Consider the following 15,001-nt stretch of genomic DNA (forward strand, 5'->3'; position numbering starts at 1 on the left):
CCTATATCGGCACCCTGCTGAGCGCGGTGGAAAATGCCAAGAAGCGGATGGAGACCTATGCCCGCGAGCTGGAGGAGAAGTCCAAGATCCTGAGCGCCCATGCGGAGCGGGATCCCCTCACCGAGCTGTACAACAAGCGGGCAATGCAGCGCACCATCATGCGGGAGCTCAATGCCGCCATCCGCCGCAAGAGCTACCTGTCGGTGATCTACATCGACGTCAACAAGTTCAAATTCATCAATGACACCTTCGGCCATGCGAAGGGCGACGAAGTCCTGCAGACCCTGGGTCAGGCGATCACCGAAAGCTGCCGCACGTCGGACTTCCCGTGCCGGATCGGGGGAGACGAGTTCTGCGTGATCCTGCCGGAGGCGAGCAGGGCCACCGCCTTGCACATCGGCGATCGCATCGAGGCCGCCTTCACCACGGCCTACCCCGAGTACTCTATCAGCATCGGCATCTGCGTGACGGGGAACGAGAGCTTTGTCAGCGCCAACGAGTTGATCGAGGGGGCGGACAAGGCGATGTACGAAGCCAAGCAGCAGTCCTGAATGCACCTAGCCTTCGCATAAAAGCACAACGCCGTTCACCTGGGAGTGAACGGCGTTGTCAGGTAGCAGAGGATTCCGAGGGAGTGAGCCTTACTCTTCTTCCATCTCGTCGAACAGGGGGTGATAGAGCACCTCGCCCTGCAGGCCACTGAGGCCATCCTGTTGCAGCTCCATCGCCATGAAGCAGTCGGCAGGCACCTCGTAGATGCAGTGCAGGCCAAAGTCGCTGGCCGGGCGGAAGCCGAACCGGGCGTAGTAGGCCGGATCGCCGAGCACCACCACCGCCTTCCAGTCCATCTCCAGCGCCGTATCCAGCCCCTCTCGCACCAGGTCCGAGCCGATGCCCTGCCCCTGCCAGTCGGGATGCACCGCCACCGGCGCCAGACCGAGCCAGGGACCGTCCTGCCCGTTAATGGTGATAGGGCTCAGCATCAGGTGCCCCATGAACTCGTACTCTTCCTCTTCGACCATGGTGACCACGGCGGCGCCACACTCGCGCAGGCGATTGACCAGCTCGGCCTCGTCGCTACGGCCAAAGGCGGCGCTCACCAGCTCATAGACTGGCAGCATGTCGCCGGGGCGCTCGGTTCTCAACATAGGGCATTACTCCTCGTACAGCAGGGCGGCCATTATTTCACAGAAGTTGGGCCCGACTTGAATTCCTTTATTCGAAAATGGGAGGGCGGACTCAGGAAAACGAATGGCAAGAACGGCAGATCCCATCAAAACAGGCCGCTATCGCCGCTCGCCGAGCAGCCGCCGCAGGTAATCCAGCCCCGCGTCCCCGCGCTCCTTGAGCAAGACGCCGCCGCCGTGGGACTCTTGCCAGGGATCGCTGCGCGCCAGCCAGGCAAAGGGGTGGCGCCGGATCACCAGCTCGATCCCCGCTATCCTGACCCGCTCGCTCCCCAGATCGGCATTGTCCATAAACAGGGCCAACTCCAGTGCGCCGCCGTCTTCTCCCCGGGCCCAGGCACCGTGCAATATGACCACCGCCACCTGTGGGTCCGCGAGCAACGGCACCAACCACGCCAGAACCCGCTCGGGCAGCGCGAGGTCGCGATCCAGCCGCCAGTGGCTCAACTCGACGGGATAGCGATCCGTCCCCATGCAGCGGCCGCCATAGTGCATGCCAAGCTTGGCCATCACCCGGCCGGAGGCGAGGTTGTCCGGCATATGGCGGGCGGTCAGGGCAGGCAGCTTCGCCACCTCGAATGCGAATGACCTGACCAGGGTCGCCGCCCGGGTGGCGAGCCCCCGATTCTGCCAGGGTACCCCCACCCACCAGGCGAGTTCGCCGTTCCAGTGCAGCGAGATAACCCCGAGCAGGGGAGCGCCCCCGGCATCCTTCGGCAGGGTCAGCGCCCAGCTCCAGCCCAGCCCCAGCGCCGCCTTGCGCCCGCTCAGGGCGAGCCAGTCCCGGGCCGCTTCAGGTGGATAGGAGTGAGGAATGTTGAGGGTGTAGCGAGCCAGCGCGGCGTCTGCGCAGTAACGGGCTATGTCGGCCTCATCCTCCGGCCGCAAGGGCCGCAGCACCAAGGCTCCGGGGCTTTCAGGCTCGCGCAGTTCAGGGATAAGGAGGCGCCGGGCGAGCAGCCGTTGCAGCACCATAGTCAGGTCATCGCCGGGGCCCAGGGTCAGATCCGCACCCACGGGGCCCAAGGTAAGCAGACCGCTCTCCTTGGCCAGGGTCAGCAAGGCGGAGGAGGCGCTGATCAGGATCCGCTGGCTGGGATCCGCTCCCATGATGGGCCCCTCGTCCCCGTCCAGCCAGGCCGCGAGCAAGGCGCTGGCCGAGAGGGTGCCGTCCGGCGGGCAGGCCGCCCAAGGGGTCGCCTCCCCCTCGGGATAGTGCGCGGCCCGCTTGCTCAGCAGCAGTTGCCAGCGGTGCCCCTGCCCTCGCCATGCCTGCAATGCCCCCAACCAGTGGGGTTGCCAGAGCCCCCCCTCGATCAACAACTCCATCACTCCCCCTGTGAGCCGCACAGCGACGATGGTCGACTGTCATCACGCGAATCAGACCCGGATCCCCGCAGAGCGCCATTTTCCACCGTCGGGACATCCAGCAAACAGGCAGCATAGCCTGCTGCTAACTCGCTGTTAAACCCTATGTTCGACGCGGTTAAACGGCATACCCCATGAAAAAATGCCATATGTCCACCTTGATGAACATCACATTAATGGGGTCGCCCCCTTCCTATCATGCCTCCATCTTGTGCCACCCGCCCAGGCGCATGAATGACAACGCATAACAAGAGAACACACTATGCAGCAATCCAACCCCCTCAAAACGGTGTTAGTCAGTACCCTGGCGACCGCCCTGCTGATCTTCGTGGCCCAATACCTGATTGGGAAGCAGGAGATCAAGATAGGCATCGCCATCATCCCCATCCTGCCCATGCTGTTTGCCGTCATCATCGGCATGATCGTCTCCGCCAAGCCGGTCAAGGACCGTATCCCCGGCTGGAAGCAGCTCTTCACCGAGAAAGAAGAAGGCTTCTGCGGCAAGATGGTGGGCTTCAGCCTGCTCATCCTCGGCACCCAGTATGCCGGCATGATCATCCCCAACCTCAAGCTGATCCTGAGCGTCGGGGTGCCCCTCTTCCTGCAGGAGATAGGCAACTTGCTGCCCATCTTTATCGCCATCCCGCTGGCGGTGAAGTTCGGCTTCGGTCGCCGCGCCATCGGGGCCTGCTCCTCCATCAGCCGTGAGCCCTCGGTCGCCGTCATTCAGGGCAAGTTCGGCACCGGCTCCCAGGAGTACATAGGCGTGCTCGCCATCTACCTCTGTGGCTCCGTCATCGGCACCCTCTGGTTCAGCGTGCTCGGCAGCATAGCGCCCCTGACCGGGTTGCACCCGCTGGCCCTGGCCGCCGGCTCCGGCGTGGGCTCCGGCTCCATGCTGAGTGCCGCCTCCGGCGCCCTCATCAACGGTTTGGACGAGGCACTGGCCCAGCAGGTGCTGAGTATCGCCGCCGCCTCCAACCTGCTCTCCTCGGCCCTCGGTGCCCTCTCCCTCACCTATCTGGGACTGCCGCTCGCCGAAAAAATCTTCGCCATCTCTTCCAAAGGAGAGCAAGCATGAAGAGCATCGTGATGGATATGCGGTTCGTCTTCTTGGCGATCCTGCTGGCCATGTTTACCCAGACCCTGACCACAGGCCTGCCGCTGTGGCAGATGGGGGACAGCTTCGTCGCCATGGCGCTGGTGGTGTTCGCCTCCCTGGTGGCCAAGCGCTACCTGCCCTCCTCCCTGCCGGCCTTTGCCTATGCCACCATCATCGGCATTCTCATCTGCCTGCCGGAGACACCGGTGCGCGGCCTCTTCATCGACGCGGTGGCGAAGATCTCCTTCCTCTCCTGCTGCGTGCCGCTGCTGGCCTTCGCCGGCCTCTCCGTCGGCGGTCAGCTTGAGGAGCTCAAGAAGATGTCATGGAAGGTGATCCTCATCTTCATGATCGTCTCCACCTGCTGCTTCTTCGGCGCCTCGCTGGTTGCCCAACTCGGCTTCTCCATTCAAGGGATCATCTGATGCACCACTACCACATAGAACCTGACCTGCTTGCCCTGCGTGACTTCAGCCGCGAGGTACGCCACCACCTGCACAGCATCCCGGAATACTCCGGTGCCGAGTTCAAGACCTCGGCCTACTGCCGCGCCCTGATGACAGAGTTCGGCTACCGGATCACCGACTACCCGGGCTTCACCGGTTTTCACGGCGACCTGAACGTCGACCCCAGCCTGCCCACAATCGCGTTTCGCGCCGACATGGACGGCCTCGAGATGCACGACATGAGCGAGGTGGCGTTCAAGTCCACCCACGAGGGCATGGCCCACAACTGCGGCCACGACTCCCACATGGCGATAGCCCTGACCACAGCCCGGTTCCTGGCCAACCACCAGGAGAGGCTGCAATACAACGTGCGCATTATCTTCCAGATGGCGGAAGAGGACATGCGGGTACCGGGCGCTGGCAAGATGGTGGAGCTCGGCTGCATGCAGGGGGTGGACGAGGTCTACGCCCTGCACAACGACGGCGCCATGGAGACAGGCACCATCAAGTTCAACCAGGGGGTCATGTCCTCCTGGGGCTCGGCCTGGACCCTGGAAGTGCACGGCATCTCCGCCCACGGCTCGACCCCCCACAAGGGGCTGGACGCCATCCGCGAGGCGGTGCGCATCATAGAGGACATGGATTACATCGTCGCCAAGCGCACCAGCCCGTTCAGCCCGGCGGTGTTTGGCTGCGGTATGATCAACGGCGGCACCATCCCCAATGCGGTGGCCGATCACGTGCAGGCCCGTGGCACCATCCGGGCCATGGACGCCGAGACGGATCAGATCCTCAAAAACAGCTTCAAGGACATGGTCGCCCAGAGCGAGCTACGCGGCTTCAAGACCAGCATGAGCTACGCCGGCTACCCGGCGGTGGAGAACCACGGCACCGCCTGCGCGCGGCTGCAACAAGCCGCCGCCAGCGTGCTGCCCGCCGAGGGCATCAATGCTCAGGGCCAGCCCATGACCGGCAGCGAGGATTTCAGCTACATGATCAACGCCACCCCGGACCGCATGGGGGCCATGTTCTTCCTCGGCAGCGGCTGCCAGGCCAAGGGGATCTGCAACTACCTGCATGCCAACCCCTACTACCTGGACGACGACTGCCTGCTCATCGGGGCCCAGATCTTCGTCAATCTGGCGACCCAAGCGGCTTGAGGGCAACCCGGAACAGGCCACGCCACCAGATCAGGGAGTTGGGCAAGGAATCGCGTCCATCTCGCCTGCGACCTGGACGACCGCCAGTTAATCAGTGAACAGATCGTCGAGAATACGATCCCCCAGGCAGATTAATCACTGCCATAGAGTAAAAAGAGAGGCCATTGGCCTCTCTTTTTTCCATTCAAGGCAGTGGTTATGTCCACCACGGAACGGTTTATCTCACAGCCAGGGCAGGGTCGCCGGATTGATCGCCTGGGGCTGATTGAGGAGGGAGAGCTGCACCGTCTCCCGGCTCACATGGGGGGCGAAGAGGTGGATGAAGTCATACATGTAGTCCCGCAGGTGGGCATGCCTGCGCAGGCAGACATGGGCCACGCTCGAGGCGATCAGGTGATCGATGTTGAGGCAGACCAGACTCCCCTTGTCCCCCTCGTCGAAGGCGGAGGTGGCGATCACCCCCACCCCCATGCCGAGGCGCACATAGTGCTTGATGATGTCGGTGTCCGTCGCCGTCAGCACGATGCGGGGGCTGAGGCCATGGCGGCCGAACGCCACGTCCATCTTGGAGCGGCCGGTGAAACCAAACACATAGGTGATGAGGGGGTAGCGGGCGAGATCCGCCATGGAGAGTGGCTGGCAGTCGATGAGCGGGTGGCCGTGAGGCACCACCACGCTGCGGCCCCAGCGGTAGCAGGGCACAGTGGCCAACTCGTCGAACAGGTGCATGGACTCGGTGGCGATGGCCATCTCCACGTCCCCGTTTTGCACCATCTGGGCGAGCTGGGCCGGCGCCCCCTGATGCAGGTGGAGGGTGACCTCGGGATAGCGGCGGGAGAAAGCCGTGATCGCCGCCGGCAGCTTGTAGCGTGCCATGGTATGGGTGGTGGCGATGCGCAGCACCCCGCTGGTGGCGAGCTGCTCGCGCGAGGAGAGCTGGCCTATCTGATCCACCTGGGCCACCACCCCCTTGGCCAGCTCCATCACCTGCTCCCCCATGGGGGTCAGGCCAATGAGGTTCTTGCCTTTGCGGGTAAACAGCGCCAGCCCCAGCTCATCCTCCAGCATCTTCATCTGCTTGCTGAGGGTCGGCTGGGAGGTGTAGAGCTTCTCCGCCGTCGCCGAGATGTTGAAGTTGTTCTTCACTATCTCGGTGAAGTTCTTGAGCCGGGCAATGTTCATCAGGGGGCCAGGCGCTCTATGTGCCAGCCTTCCCCTTCCCGGCTGTAGTAGAAGCGATCGTGCAGGCGATGCTCGCCCCCCTGCCAGAATTCCACTGTGTCGATGACGACGCGATAGCCACCCCAGAAGCTCGGCAGCGGCACCTCGCCCTTGGCAAACTTCTGCTTGAGCTCGAGGAACTTGGCCTCCAGCACGCCGCGGGCCGAGATGCGGGACGACTGCTGGGAGACCCAGGCCGCTATCTGGCTGTCTTTCGGGCGGCTGTGGAAGTACTTCATCACCTCCAGGGTGCCGAGCTTCTCCACCCGGCCGGTGACGTGCACCTGCCGGTCCAAAGTGTGCCAGGGGAAGTGCAGGCTGATGCGGGGGTTGCCCTCGAGCTGGCCCGCCTTGCGGCTACCCATGTTGGTGTAAAACACCATGCCCTCTGCGTCATAGTGCTTGAGCAGCACGGTGCGCTGCCAGGGCTGGCCGGCGGCATCCACGGTCGCCACCACCATGGCGGTGGGATCCGTCAGCTTGGCCTCACAGGCCTGGGCCAGCCATTTCTCGAACAGCTCCAGCGGTTGGGCCGGCAGATCGGCCCGGTGCAATCCGCCCCTGGTGTATTCACGGCGCAGATCGGCTACATCCATCATCTTGATTTTCCTTCTCTCTTTGCCGCCAGCGCGGCTACGCATGCAGGCATTGTGCGACGAGCACGCCGGGGGTACAAGCCCGAATGCCCGCAAATCGGGGCCCGAAAATGAATGAAGGGAGGCTCTGGCCTCCCTTCATGGTGATCGCCTCGCAGGCGCGCTTATTTCTCCGGCGGCGGCGTCTTGGGGCAGTGCGCCAGCATGCGCTGGTTGTATTCGGCGGCGTAGGCGCTGAGTTTGGCGTGATCCTCTTTCTGGTCGGGCCTTATCACATCCCCCAGCCCATCGAGGTAGCGCACGCCGCAGCGCGCCTTGGCCTCGGCTTGCGCCTCGGCCGGGATGCCGGGGGCCACCTCGCCGCGACCGGCCCGCACGATCAGCCGGTAATCCTGCAGGGTCAGGCTCTGCTCAACGGCCTGCTCCAGGGTGCCGGCATCCGCCTGACAACCCGCGAGCAGCACCAGCAGCAAGGCGTAACCGGCCCTCATCCCCGTCTCCGCGACCAGCCCAGCAGGGCCAGCGCCAGGGTCCAGAGGCCGAGGGCACCACCCCCGCCACCGCCCTCTTCCACCCGCTGGGTCACCGACAGCTTGAGCGGGCTGATGGCGAAGAAGATATTGTCGCTGCAGGCGACCCTCAATCTGGCGGTGCCATCGTTACCGGCCGGGATGGTGACGCTGGCCGAGCCAGAGTTCGGCTGGCCGCTCGCAAGCGGGAGCCAGCTCGTCCCCTCGTCCCGGGTCATGGCGAGATCCACCCTGCTGCAATTGATGGGGGCTGCGTTGGTGCCCGCCACTTCCCAGCTGATGGTCTGGTTATGACCCGCCGCGAGCGGCGTGATGAGCGGGCTGGTCAGGCCGAACGCCTTGCCGGTGTTGACCACCTGGATCTTCATGTCATCGCTGGCAACCCCGCCCTTGCCATCGCGCACCGTGAGACGGAAGTTGAGATCCCGGTTGGTGGCGGGCCAGGCCTCCCCCTTCGCCAGGGTATTGGAGAGCAGGGAGGGCAGGCTTGGCAGCACGCGCTCCGGTACCGCCGTCGGCGCCACGAAGCGGAACAGCGGGCGGGAGCCATCGTCCACCATGCTGGCGGCGCTGAAGGACTCGGTGCCCAGATCGATCTGCTCCCAGGTGTAGGTCAGGGGATCCTGGTCCAGATCGGCCCCGGCCCCCTTGAGCACGAAGGGGGTATTGGCCGGGATCACATAGTCGCCGCCGGCAGCCGCCTGGGGCGCGTTGTTGACCAGGCTCAGGGCAGTGCCGCAGCTCGGCACGGCCGCCATGCGGGCCCGCATCTGCTCGATGGATTTGCTGTGGAAATAGGGCAGGCTGTTGGGCTGCAGGTTCTCGGCCCCGCAGATCCCGGCATAGGCCATGATGGAGCTGCCGCTGCCCGGCTCCCAGGCCTGGTCGGGGGAGCGGTTGCCGCCGCCGCAGCTGCCGGTGGTGCCGTTGAAGGTGTGCTCGGCGCCAAACTGGTGGCCTATCTCGTGGGCCACATAGTCGATGAAGAAGGCATCCCCAACCGGGTTGGGAGAGCCCGTCATGCCGGCCGATTTCTCGCTGCCCCCACACAGCGAGTCGAGCTGTGCCAGGCCACCGCCCCCGGTGTTGACCACGTGACCGATGTCGAAGGCGCCGAGTTTGGTGCCTGCCTGGGTCTGGGCGGCTTGTTGCACGGCGACGTTGATGTCGATGTCGTTGTCATCGTTCTGGAAGGGATCGGACGCTGTATCCGTGTAGATGATGGTGTCGTTGCCGCTGGCGAGTTGGAACTCGGCGGCGACGTCGCGCTGATACACCTCGTTGACCCGGTTCAGCAGGGTGGCGATGGCTCCCAGCCCGGCAGCCACTGTGCCGCCATGGTACTGGGTGTACTCCCCTGCCGCCGAGATGGCGATGACGTAGCGCTTGCGCTCGTTGCCATCCACCAGCACCTGACGCGCCAGCGTTCTGGCCTGGCTGCCGATGACGCTGTCCGCCTCCTCTTCCAGCCGGCTGTGGGCATCCTGCTGGTAATAGACGACGTAGCCTTCCCCATTGCGCAGGGGATCGACGAACACCATCTTGCCCTGATGGCTGAACATGGCGTGGAAGCCCTGCGGCCCCAGATCGAAGCGCCCCGTCTCTACCGGACTGGACTCGTTGTATCCCTTGAAGGCACGGATGTCGGGATACTTGGCGGCCAGATCCGCAGGCAGCAGATCATAAGATTGCAGGCTGAAAACAACCTCGTTGCCGTCCGGCAGGGGCAGGGTCAACCGCGACTCCCCCGCCAGCAAGCCGGCGAAGTGATCGGCGGGCACGGTGGCGATTCTGTATTGGCTGGCTCGTACCTCGTAGCCATCGGCGGCGGTGGCTCGCGCCGCGACCGTGTTCCACTCCTTGGCGGCAAGGCCGCTGGAGGCCAGCAGCCCGGCCACCATCAGCACCAACGGAGAATGTTTCATCAACGGCATCTTTTTAATTCCTTTTTTTAATGCGTTCGCCCGAACTGCCCAACATCATTTTCCCGCCACGCCGATAAGTCCAGCGCCATCCGCTGTACATTCCCCGTATGGGGACGGTTGCGCCAACGCGGTCTAACCCCTATCATTGCGCGGATTTGTCCGTTTCAGAACCCCCTGTGCAACGGGGCCGGTTCATCCTTTTTTGGCCAAGGTTAATCTCATGCTCAAGTCCCCACTGTTGCCCCGTTCCGGGGATCTGGTCGTTGCCATCGTTGACGATGTATTGGCCCAGGGTCTCACCCTGGACAGAGCCTATGCCCGTCACTTCTCCGGCATCGAACTCAAACCGCAAGAACAGGCAAGGATTGCCCTGGTCACCGGCGATCTGCTGCGCCGCCTCAGCCTCTATTGCGCCCTGACCGGCATCCAGGTGCGTCAGGCCTCCAAGAACGTCTGGCCGCTGCTGCACAGCTGGCACGCCTTCCACAAGATAGCTCAGTCGAACCACCCGACCCTGGATCGCTTCAACGAAGAGGCCTTCCGCCGCCGTCTCAGCGAGGCCAAGAAGAATCCGGTGCTGATGGATGGCTGCCCGAGCTGGCTGGAAAAACTCGGCAGCGAGCAGCTGGGTGACGCCTGGCCTGCCGAACGTGCCGCCCTGGCCTGGATGCCCAAGCGCTACCTGAGGGTCAACACCCTCAAGGGCACCCTTGAGCAGTTGCAAGCCGCCCTGGCCAAAGAAGGGGTCAACACCATACCGGTGGAGGGTGTACCGACCGCCCTGCAGGTCACCTCTGACGCCGCCCTGTTCCGCACCAAGGCGTTCGCCGATGGCTTGTTCGAGCAACAGGATGCCGGCTCCCAGCTGGTCGCCGCCGCTCTTGAAGTCACCCCGGGCATGCGCGTCATCGACGCCTGCGCCGGTGCCGGTGGCAAGACCCTGCACATCGCCGCCATGATGAGCGGCAAGGGCCGTCTGCTGGCGATGGACGTGGAAGAGTGGAAGCTGGAGAACCTCAAGCAGCGCGCCCGCCGCGCCGGTGCCCACAACGTGGAAACCCGGGTCATCGAGAGCAGCAAGACCGTCAAGCGCCTCAAAGGCACCGCCGATCGGGTGCTGCTGGACGTGCCCTGCTCCGGCCTGGGCGTGCTCAAGCGCAACCCGGATGCCAAGTGGCGCGACACCGCCGAACGCCTGCCGGTGCTGATGGCCCTGCAAGAGGAAATCCTGCAGCGCTACAGCCAGATGGTTAAGGTCGGCGGCCTGCTGGTCTATGCAACCTGCTCCATCCTGCCCCAGGAGAACCGCCAGCAGGTGGACAAGTTCCTGGCCGCCAACGACAACTACCGGCTGCGTGACGATCATACCGTCAGCCCGGCCGAGACCGGCTTCGACGGCTTCTACATGGCGCGGATCGAACGCATCGGCTGACACCGTCAGCCTGAATAAAAAAGGGGGAGCCATTGGCTCCCCCTTTTTGCATGATGTGGATGCGACCTTATTCGGCGGCGGCCTCATCTTGCTTGTGCTTGGCGGCCACTTCCTTGATCAGGGTCTGCAGCTCACCGGCCTGGAACATCTCGATCATGATGTCGCAGCCACCGACCAGCTCCCCTTCCACCCACAGCTGGGGGAAGGTGGGCCAGTTGGCGAACTTCGGCAACTCGGCGCGGATGTCCGGGTTTTGCAGGATGTCGACGTAAGCAAAGGGCTCACCGCAGGACATCATGGCCTGGGAAGCCTGGGCAGAGAAACCGCAGCTGGGCAGCTTGGGGGATCCCTTCATGTAGAGGATGATGGGGTTGTCAGCCAGTTGCTGTTTGATCTTTTCGATAGTTTCCATAGGTGCCTCACTAGAGCGATTTCGGCGGCCATTCTACTGCAAACCGGGCAGACCACAAACTGGCAAACCGTGCGAAGTGCAAGAAGATATGGGTCAATAAGCGGCAGCTTGATCCAAGTCATGGCGAGAATCAAGAGTTGTTAGCCCATCTTTGATACTGCTACAATCGACGGGCTTTGGGCCTTTCGGCCCCCTATTTTAACAACAATTCTTTTCAAAATAGAAAAGAGTACGCAATGTCTTGCAACCGTCGCTGTCGCACGGTCCAGCCAATGGAGAGTAGAAAATGGCTTTCGAACTTCCCGCTCTGCCCTATGCAATCAATGCTCTGGAACCGCACATCTCCCAGGAGACCCTGGAATATCACCACGGCAAGCACCACAACACCTACGTGGTCAACCTGAACAACCTGGTGCCGGGTACCGAGTTTGAAGGCAAGTCTCTGGAAGAGATCATCAAGACCTCCACCGGTGGTGTCTTCAACAACGCCGCCCAGATCTGGAACCACACCTTCTACTGGCACTGCCTCTCCCCGAACGGCGGTGGCGAGCCGACTGGCGCCCTGGCCGATGCCATCATCAAGGCCTTCGGCTCCTTCGCCGAGTTCAAGGATGCGTTCACCAAGTCTGCCATCGGCAACTTCGGCTCTAGCTGGACCTGGTTGGTGAAGAAAGCCGACGGCTCCCTGGCCATCGTCAACACCTCCAACGCCGGCTGCCCGCTGACCGAAGCCGGGACCACCCCGCTGCTGACCGTCGACCTGTGGGAGCACGCCTACTACATCGATTTCCGCAACCTGCGTCCGAAGTACATGGAAACCTTCTGGACCCTGGTCAACTGGGAATTCGTGGCCAAGAACCTGGCTGCCTGATAGCCCGCTCTTGCCAAAACGTCCCGCACCGCGGGGCGTTTTTTTATGGCCAGCAATCAACAAGAGAGGCGCCCGTGGGCGCCTCTCTTGTGCTTCAGCAAGCCTTATTGGTCTATCTCGTCCAGATACTCGTCCAGGTTGCTGTCATCTTGCTGGCCCTTCTGCTGCTTGAGATCAGGCTGGCGACCACTCACCTTGCCATCGTTGTACTGCAGGTAGAAGTCCTTGGTCAGGGCATAAGGATCGAGCGCGTTGTCGATGATCCGCTCCTGATCGATCAGCTTGGCTCGCGTCCCTACCCCGTCCAGCGCCCAGTGCACTACCCGCAGCGGGAAGGTCAGCAGGGCATAGGGGAAGTAGATGGTATCTATGGTATCGCCCACCAGCTCACGGGTAGTGGTCGGGCCGTAGACAGGCACCATGATGTAGGCGCCATCGCCGATGTCAGCCTTGCCGAGCACGGTATCCATCTCCAGCATGTTGCGCTCGAGACCGGCATGCTTGGCCACATCGAAGATCCCCAGCAGACCCACGGTGGTGTTGAGGGTAAAGCGGCCGAGGTTGGTGCCCGCGCCTTTCAAGTCACCGGTGAGCAGGTGGTTGACCATGCTGCTCGGCTCGTCGAAGTTATCCACGAAATTGTCGATGCCGTCCTTCACCCCCTGCGGCACATAGCGGGCATAGCCGTGCACCACGGGACGGGCCACATAGGGCTCAAGCACATCGTAGTTGACCGCCCACATGGCACGGTTGGCACCCTGGAAGGGGTCACGGGGATCGCTGGCCGTGCTGGTGGCCTCGGGGCGGTTTGGGGTTTCTTCGAGATCCAGGCTCTCTGGGCCCGGCTTGGGAGGGCCACCCGCACAGCCCCCCAATAGCAGTGCCACTGCCAATGCTCCTGAACGCAGATACATATGAAAGTCCTAAGCTTTTTTGGGAATCTTTATGAATTATAGGTAGCCCGCCCCATCCTGGGGTCGGGCCAAGAGGGTATTAGAGGGCGTGATCGATGCGGATGTCAATCGGCGCTGTAGGAATTGAGGTCGTCGGTACCGTGACGGAGACCCCTTCGAAGGCCCCTTCCTTGTTCATGACGTTGCCGCCACGGGACAAACGGGCCTTGAACTGCAACTCGGGATAGGCTGCCAGCTTGCTGCCCTCCATCATGGCGTCACCATCCCCGAGAGACAGGGTCAGCGGGAAGCCGGGACCTGGGATACGCTTGACCGCGATCGGCATGGGCGGGCCGTTGGGGATCACCGCAAACACGAACAAGTGGGCGTCTTCCGGCAGCTGGATCCCCGGCGCCAGGGTGATATGCAGCGGGAATTCCCCCTCCTTCACCGCCAGCACCTGAGCCGGTGCCTGTGTGCCAGCCTGCTCACTCTGGGTGGCCGGGGCGGCGGTCGGGGCTATGCCACGCTGGCGCAGTTGCTGCTCGGCGTACTCGATGGAGCGCTCCACCATGGCGTGGCGAGTCGAGCCCTTCTCAAGCAGCGGCAACATCGCCTGCCAGCGGTCGAGGGCGGTCTGGAAGTCTTCCTTCTGCAGCGCCATGAAGGCATAGACGGAGCGCGCCTCGATGTTTTTCGGATCCTGGGCGATGGCGGCCTGCAGCAACTGTGCCGCCTGTGCCTCCTCCCCGGTCATCATCAGCGCCTGGGCATAGGGCACCGCCACCATGGCTTTTTGCGGAGCCAGGCCATAGGCCCTCTCCAGCGCCTCACGCGCCATCTCGGGATCGTTGCCATCCAGGGTCAGCCGACCCAGCAGCAGCCAGCCACGGTAATCGTTCGGTTCATCCTTGAGACGGGTACGCAGCCCCAGGGTGAAGTCCAGCAGATCCTGCTCGGTCACCTGGGCATCCCGCTCCACCAGGATGCGGTTGCTCAGCTCCCCGAGCCGGCTGCTGGCATCCTGCCAGCGCTGCACCTCCGGCCAGGCGCCGAGCTTGTAGTAGAGGCCGAGGCTCACCACCACCAACACCAGCACCCCCGGGATCCACACCAGACTCTTGCCGCCTCGGGCGGTCTGCTCCACATCGGGAATGTCGTCCAACAGGCTGCGTTGCAGCTCCACCAGGGATTCCCCTTCCTCCGCCAGCACGCCCTGGTCGCGCTCCTCGCCAATTTCCAGCACACGCTGGCGATAGAGCTGCTTGTTGAGCGCCGAGCGGCTGATGCTCTGGCTGCCCTCACCGCGCCACAGCGGCAGGATCAGCGCCAGGCTCACCAACACTAGCAGGGCCGCGATCACCATCCAAAAAGCGGTCATTGTTTCTCTTCCTCTTTGAGCAGGGCGGCCAGCCGGGCCTGCTCTTGTTCGCTCAGGGCACTCTCTGCCCGGACGGTAGCGGGGGAACGGCGGCGGCTACGCACCACCACGGTGGCGGCGCCGATGACGATGACCAGCAAGGGGCCGAGCCACAGGATCAGGGTCGAGGCCATCATGGGCGGGTCATACAGGATGAAGTTGCCGTAGCGGGCCACCATGTAGTCCACCACTTGCTGCTTGTCTTTCCCTTCCCGCACCATCTGGTAGGTCTTGTCCCGCAGGTCTTTCGCGAGCCCGGCGTTGGAATCGGCGATGTCCTGGTTCTGGCACTTGGGGCAACGCAGCTCCTTGGTCAGCTCGCGGAAGGTCTGCTCCTGGGCGTCGCTGTCGAAGGTGTAGACGTCGATGGCGGCGCGGGCCTGACCGGCGCCAAACAGTCCCGCCATCAACAGCAGGGACGCAATAAGCGTTTTCATC

At 63.2% G+C, this 15,001-nt stretch carries 16 protein-coding genes; 6 read left to right on the forward strand and 10 right to left on the reverse strand.

Features of this window, described 5'->3' with window-relative positions; genetic code table 11:
• The first annotated feature begins 47 nt into the window (after positions 1 to 47).
• Entirely contained in the window at positions 48 to 551 is a 504-nt protein-coding gene (locus BN1124_RS21705) for a GGDEF domain-containing protein (RefSeq protein ID WP_269429049.1), read from the forward strand.
• A gap of 90 nt (positions 552 to 641) precedes the next feature.
• Here BN1124_RS21705 and BN1124_RS12120 read toward each other — a convergent pair whose 3' ends face one another.
• Both BN1124_RS12120 and BN1124_RS12125 read right to left on the reverse strand, forming a co-directional pair.
• A complete protein-coding gene (locus tag BN1124_RS12120) occupies positions 642 to 1,148 on the reverse strand; it encodes a GNAT family N-acetyltransferase (protein ID WP_042642189.1) in 507 nt (168 codons plus the stop codon).
• Between the two features lie 138 nt (positions 1,149 to 1,286).
• A complete protein-coding gene (locus tag BN1124_RS12125; protein ID WP_048822958.1) occupies positions 1,287 to 2,516 on the reverse strand; it encodes a GNAT family N-acetyltransferase in 1,230 nt (409 codons plus the stop codon).
• A 301-nt stretch (positions 2,517 to 2,817) separates the two neighbouring features.
• Here BN1124_RS12125 and BN1124_RS12130 point away from each other — a divergent pair, with 301 nt between their 5' ends.
• The 3 genes from BN1124_RS12130 to BN1124_RS12140 are packed head-to-tail and all read left to right on the forward strand — an operon-like array spanning position 2,818 to position 5,263.
• A complete protein-coding gene (locus BN1124_RS12130; RefSeq protein ID WP_042642191.1) occupies positions 2,818 to 3,636 on the forward strand; it encodes a DUF3100 domain-containing protein in 819 nt (272 codons plus the stop codon).
• The gene (locus BN1124_RS12135) at positions 3,633 to 4,082 is read left to right on the forward strand and encodes a hypothetical protein (protein WP_042642193.1); all 450 of its coding nucleotides are present in this window, start codon (positions 3,633 to 3,635) and stop codon (positions 4,080 to 4,082) included. The genes BN1124_RS12130 and BN1124_RS12135 overlap by 4 nt, the downstream gene beginning before the upstream one ends.
• Positions 4,082 to 5,263, forward strand: a complete 1,182-nt coding sequence (locus BN1124_RS12140) for a M20 metallopeptidase family protein (RefSeq protein ID WP_042642194.1) — start codon at positions 4,082 to 4,084, stop codon at positions 5,261 to 5,263. The genes BN1124_RS12135 and BN1124_RS12140 overlap by 1 nt, the downstream gene beginning before the upstream one ends.
• 222 nt (positions 5,264 to 5,485) lie before the next feature.
• Here BN1124_RS12140 and BN1124_RS12145 read toward each other — a convergent pair whose 3' ends face one another.
• The 4 genes from BN1124_RS12145 to BN1124_RS12160 form a co-directional block, all read right to left on the reverse strand.
• The gene (locus BN1124_RS12145; RefSeq protein ID WP_042642196.1) at positions 5,486 to 6,445 is read right to left on the reverse strand and encodes a LysR substrate-binding domain-containing protein; all 960 of its coding nucleotides are present in this window, start codon (positions 6,443 to 6,445) and stop codon (positions 5,486 to 5,488) included.
• Positions 6,445 to 7,083, reverse strand: a complete 639-nt coding sequence (gene pdxH / locus BN1124_RS12150) for a pyridoxamine 5'-phosphate oxidase (RefSeq protein ID WP_042642198.1) — start codon at positions 7,081 to 7,083, stop codon at positions 6,445 to 6,447. The genes BN1124_RS12145 and pdxH overlap by 1 nt, the downstream gene beginning before the upstream one ends.
• Before the next feature lie 161 nt (positions 7,084 to 7,244).
• Complete coding sequence (locus BN1124_RS12155) at positions 7,245 to 7,571, reverse strand: hypothetical protein (protein WP_042642200.1); 327 nt, start codon at positions 7,569 to 7,571, stop codon at positions 7,245 to 7,247.
• Positions 7,568 to 9,544 (reverse strand): reprolysin-like metallopeptidase, encoded by a 1,977-nt coding sequence (locus BN1124_RS12160; RefSeq protein WP_042642202.1) that lies wholly within the window; start codon positions 9,542 to 9,544, stop codon positions 7,568 to 7,570. Before BN1124_RS12160 ends, BN1124_RS12155 begins: the two co-directional genes overlap by 4 nt.
• Positions 9,545 to 9,755: 211 nt before the next feature.
• Between BN1124_RS12160 and BN1124_RS12165 the strand changes: the two genes are divergently transcribed.
• Positions 9,756 to 10,967 (forward strand): RsmB/NOP family class I SAM-dependent RNA methyltransferase, encoded by a 1,212-nt coding sequence (locus tag BN1124_RS12165; RefSeq protein WP_042642204.1) that lies wholly within the window; start codon positions 9,756 to 9,758, stop codon positions 10,965 to 10,967.
• 67 nt (positions 10,968 to 11,034) lie between these two features.
• Here BN1124_RS12165 and BN1124_RS12170 read toward each other — a convergent pair whose 3' ends face one another.
• On the reverse strand, positions 11,035 to 11,379 hold the full coding sequence (locus BN1124_RS12170; protein WP_042642206.1) for a Grx4 family monothiol glutaredoxin: 345 nt from the start codon (positions 11,377 to 11,379) through the stop codon (positions 11,035 to 11,037).
• A 286-nt stretch (positions 11,380 to 11,665) separates the two neighbouring features.
• Between BN1124_RS12170 and sodB the strand changes: the two genes are divergently transcribed.
• Complete coding sequence (gene sodB / locus BN1124_RS12175; protein WP_042642207.1) at positions 11,666 to 12,250, forward strand: superoxide dismutase [Fe]; 585 nt, start codon at positions 11,666 to 11,668, stop codon at positions 12,248 to 12,250.
• A gap of 104 nt (positions 12,251 to 12,354) precedes the next feature.
• Here the strand turns inward: sodB and BN1124_RS12180 are convergent, their stop codons facing one another.
• From BN1124_RS12180 to BN1124_RS12190, 3 genes are all read right to left on the reverse strand, one after another.
• Complete coding sequence (locus BN1124_RS12180) at positions 12,355 to 13,164, reverse strand: MlaA family lipoprotein (RefSeq protein ID WP_042642208.1); 810 nt, start codon at positions 13,162 to 13,164, stop codon at positions 12,355 to 12,357.
• A 79-nt stretch (positions 13,165 to 13,243) separates the two neighbouring features.
• Positions 13,244 to 14,524, reverse strand: coding sequence for a c-type cytochrome biogenesis protein CcmI (ccmI, locus tag BN1124_RS12185; protein ID WP_042642209.1), 1,281 nt, complete (start codon positions 14,522 to 14,524; stop codon positions 13,244 to 13,246).
• Positions 14,521 to 15,000 (reverse strand): cytochrome c-type biogenesis protein, encoded by a 480-nt coding sequence (locus tag BN1124_RS12190; protein ID WP_042642211.1) that lies wholly within the window; start codon positions 14,998 to 15,000, stop codon positions 14,521 to 14,523. Before BN1124_RS12190 ends, ccmI begins: the two co-directional genes overlap by 4 nt.
• Position 15,001: the final 1 nt, after the last annotated feature.

Origin of the sequence: Aeromonas eucrenophila (genome assembly GCF_000819865.1) — a bacterium.
GTDB lineage: Bacteria > Pseudomonadota > Gammaproteobacteria > Enterobacterales > Aeromonadaceae > Aeromonas > Aeromonas eucrenophila.

What these genes read in the sequence shown, in the direction of transcription:
- BN1124_RS21705 (WP_269429049.1), top strand. Translation starts at nt 48, where the DNA reads ATGGAGACCTATGCCCGCGAGCTGGAGGAGAAGTCCAAGATCCTGAGC.
- BN1124_RS12120 (WP_042642189.1), bottom strand. Translation starts at nt 1,148, where the DNA reads ATGTTGAGAACCGAGCGCCCCGGCGACATGCTGCCAGTCTATGAGCTG.
- BN1124_RS12125 (WP_048822958.1), bottom strand. Translation starts at nt 2,516, where the DNA reads ATGGAGTTGTTGATCGAGGGGGGGCTCTGGCAACCCCACTGGTTGGGG.
- BN1124_RS12130 (WP_042642191.1), top strand. Translation starts at nt 2,818, where the DNA reads ATGCAGCAATCCAACCCCCTCAAAACGGTGTTAGTCAGTACCCTGGCG.
- BN1124_RS12135 (WP_042642193.1), top strand. Translation starts at nt 3,633, where the DNA reads ATGAAGAGCATCGTGATGGATATGCGGTTCGTCTTCTTGGCGATCCTG.
- BN1124_RS12140 (WP_042642194.1), top strand. Translation starts at nt 4,082, where the DNA reads ATGCACCACTACCACATAGAACCTGACCTGCTTGCCCTGCGTGACTTC.
- BN1124_RS12145 (WP_042642196.1), bottom strand. Translation starts at nt 6,445, where the DNA reads ATGAACATTGCCCGGCTCAAGAACTTCACCGAGATAGTGAAGAACAAC.
- pdxH (WP_042642198.1), bottom strand. Translation starts at nt 7,083, where the DNA reads ATGATGGATGTAGCCGATCTGCGCCGTGAATACACCAGGGGCGGATTG.
- BN1124_RS12155 (WP_042642200.1), bottom strand. Translation starts at nt 7,571, where the DNA reads ATGAGGGCCGGTTACGCCTTGCTGCTGGTGCTGCTCGCGGGTTGTCAG.
- BN1124_RS12160 (WP_042642202.1), bottom strand. Translation starts at nt 9,544, where the DNA reads ATGCCGTTGATGAAACATTCTCCGTTGGTGCTGATGGTGGCCGGGCTG.
- BN1124_RS12165 (WP_042642204.1), top strand. Translation starts at nt 9,756, where the DNA reads ATGCTCAAGTCCCCACTGTTGCCCCGTTCCGGGGATCTGGTCGTTGCC.
- BN1124_RS12170 (WP_042642206.1), bottom strand. Translation starts at nt 11,379, where the DNA reads ATGGAAACTATCGAAAAGATCAAACAGCAACTGGCTGACAACCCCATC.
- sodB (WP_042642207.1), top strand. Translation starts at nt 11,666, where the DNA reads ATGGCTTTCGAACTTCCCGCTCTGCCCTATGCAATCAATGCTCTGGAA.
- BN1124_RS12180 (WP_042642208.1), bottom strand. Translation starts at nt 13,164, where the DNA reads ATGTATCTGCGTTCAGGAGCATTGGCAGTGGCACTGCTATTGGGGGGC.
- ccmI (WP_042642209.1), bottom strand. Translation starts at nt 14,524, where the DNA reads ATGACCGCTTTTTGGATGGTGATCGCGGCCCTGCTAGTGTTGGTGAGC.
- BN1124_RS12190 (WP_042642211.1), bottom strand. Translation starts at nt 15,000, where the DNA reads ATGAAAACGCTTATTGCGTCCCTGCTGTTGATGGCGGGACTGTTTGGC.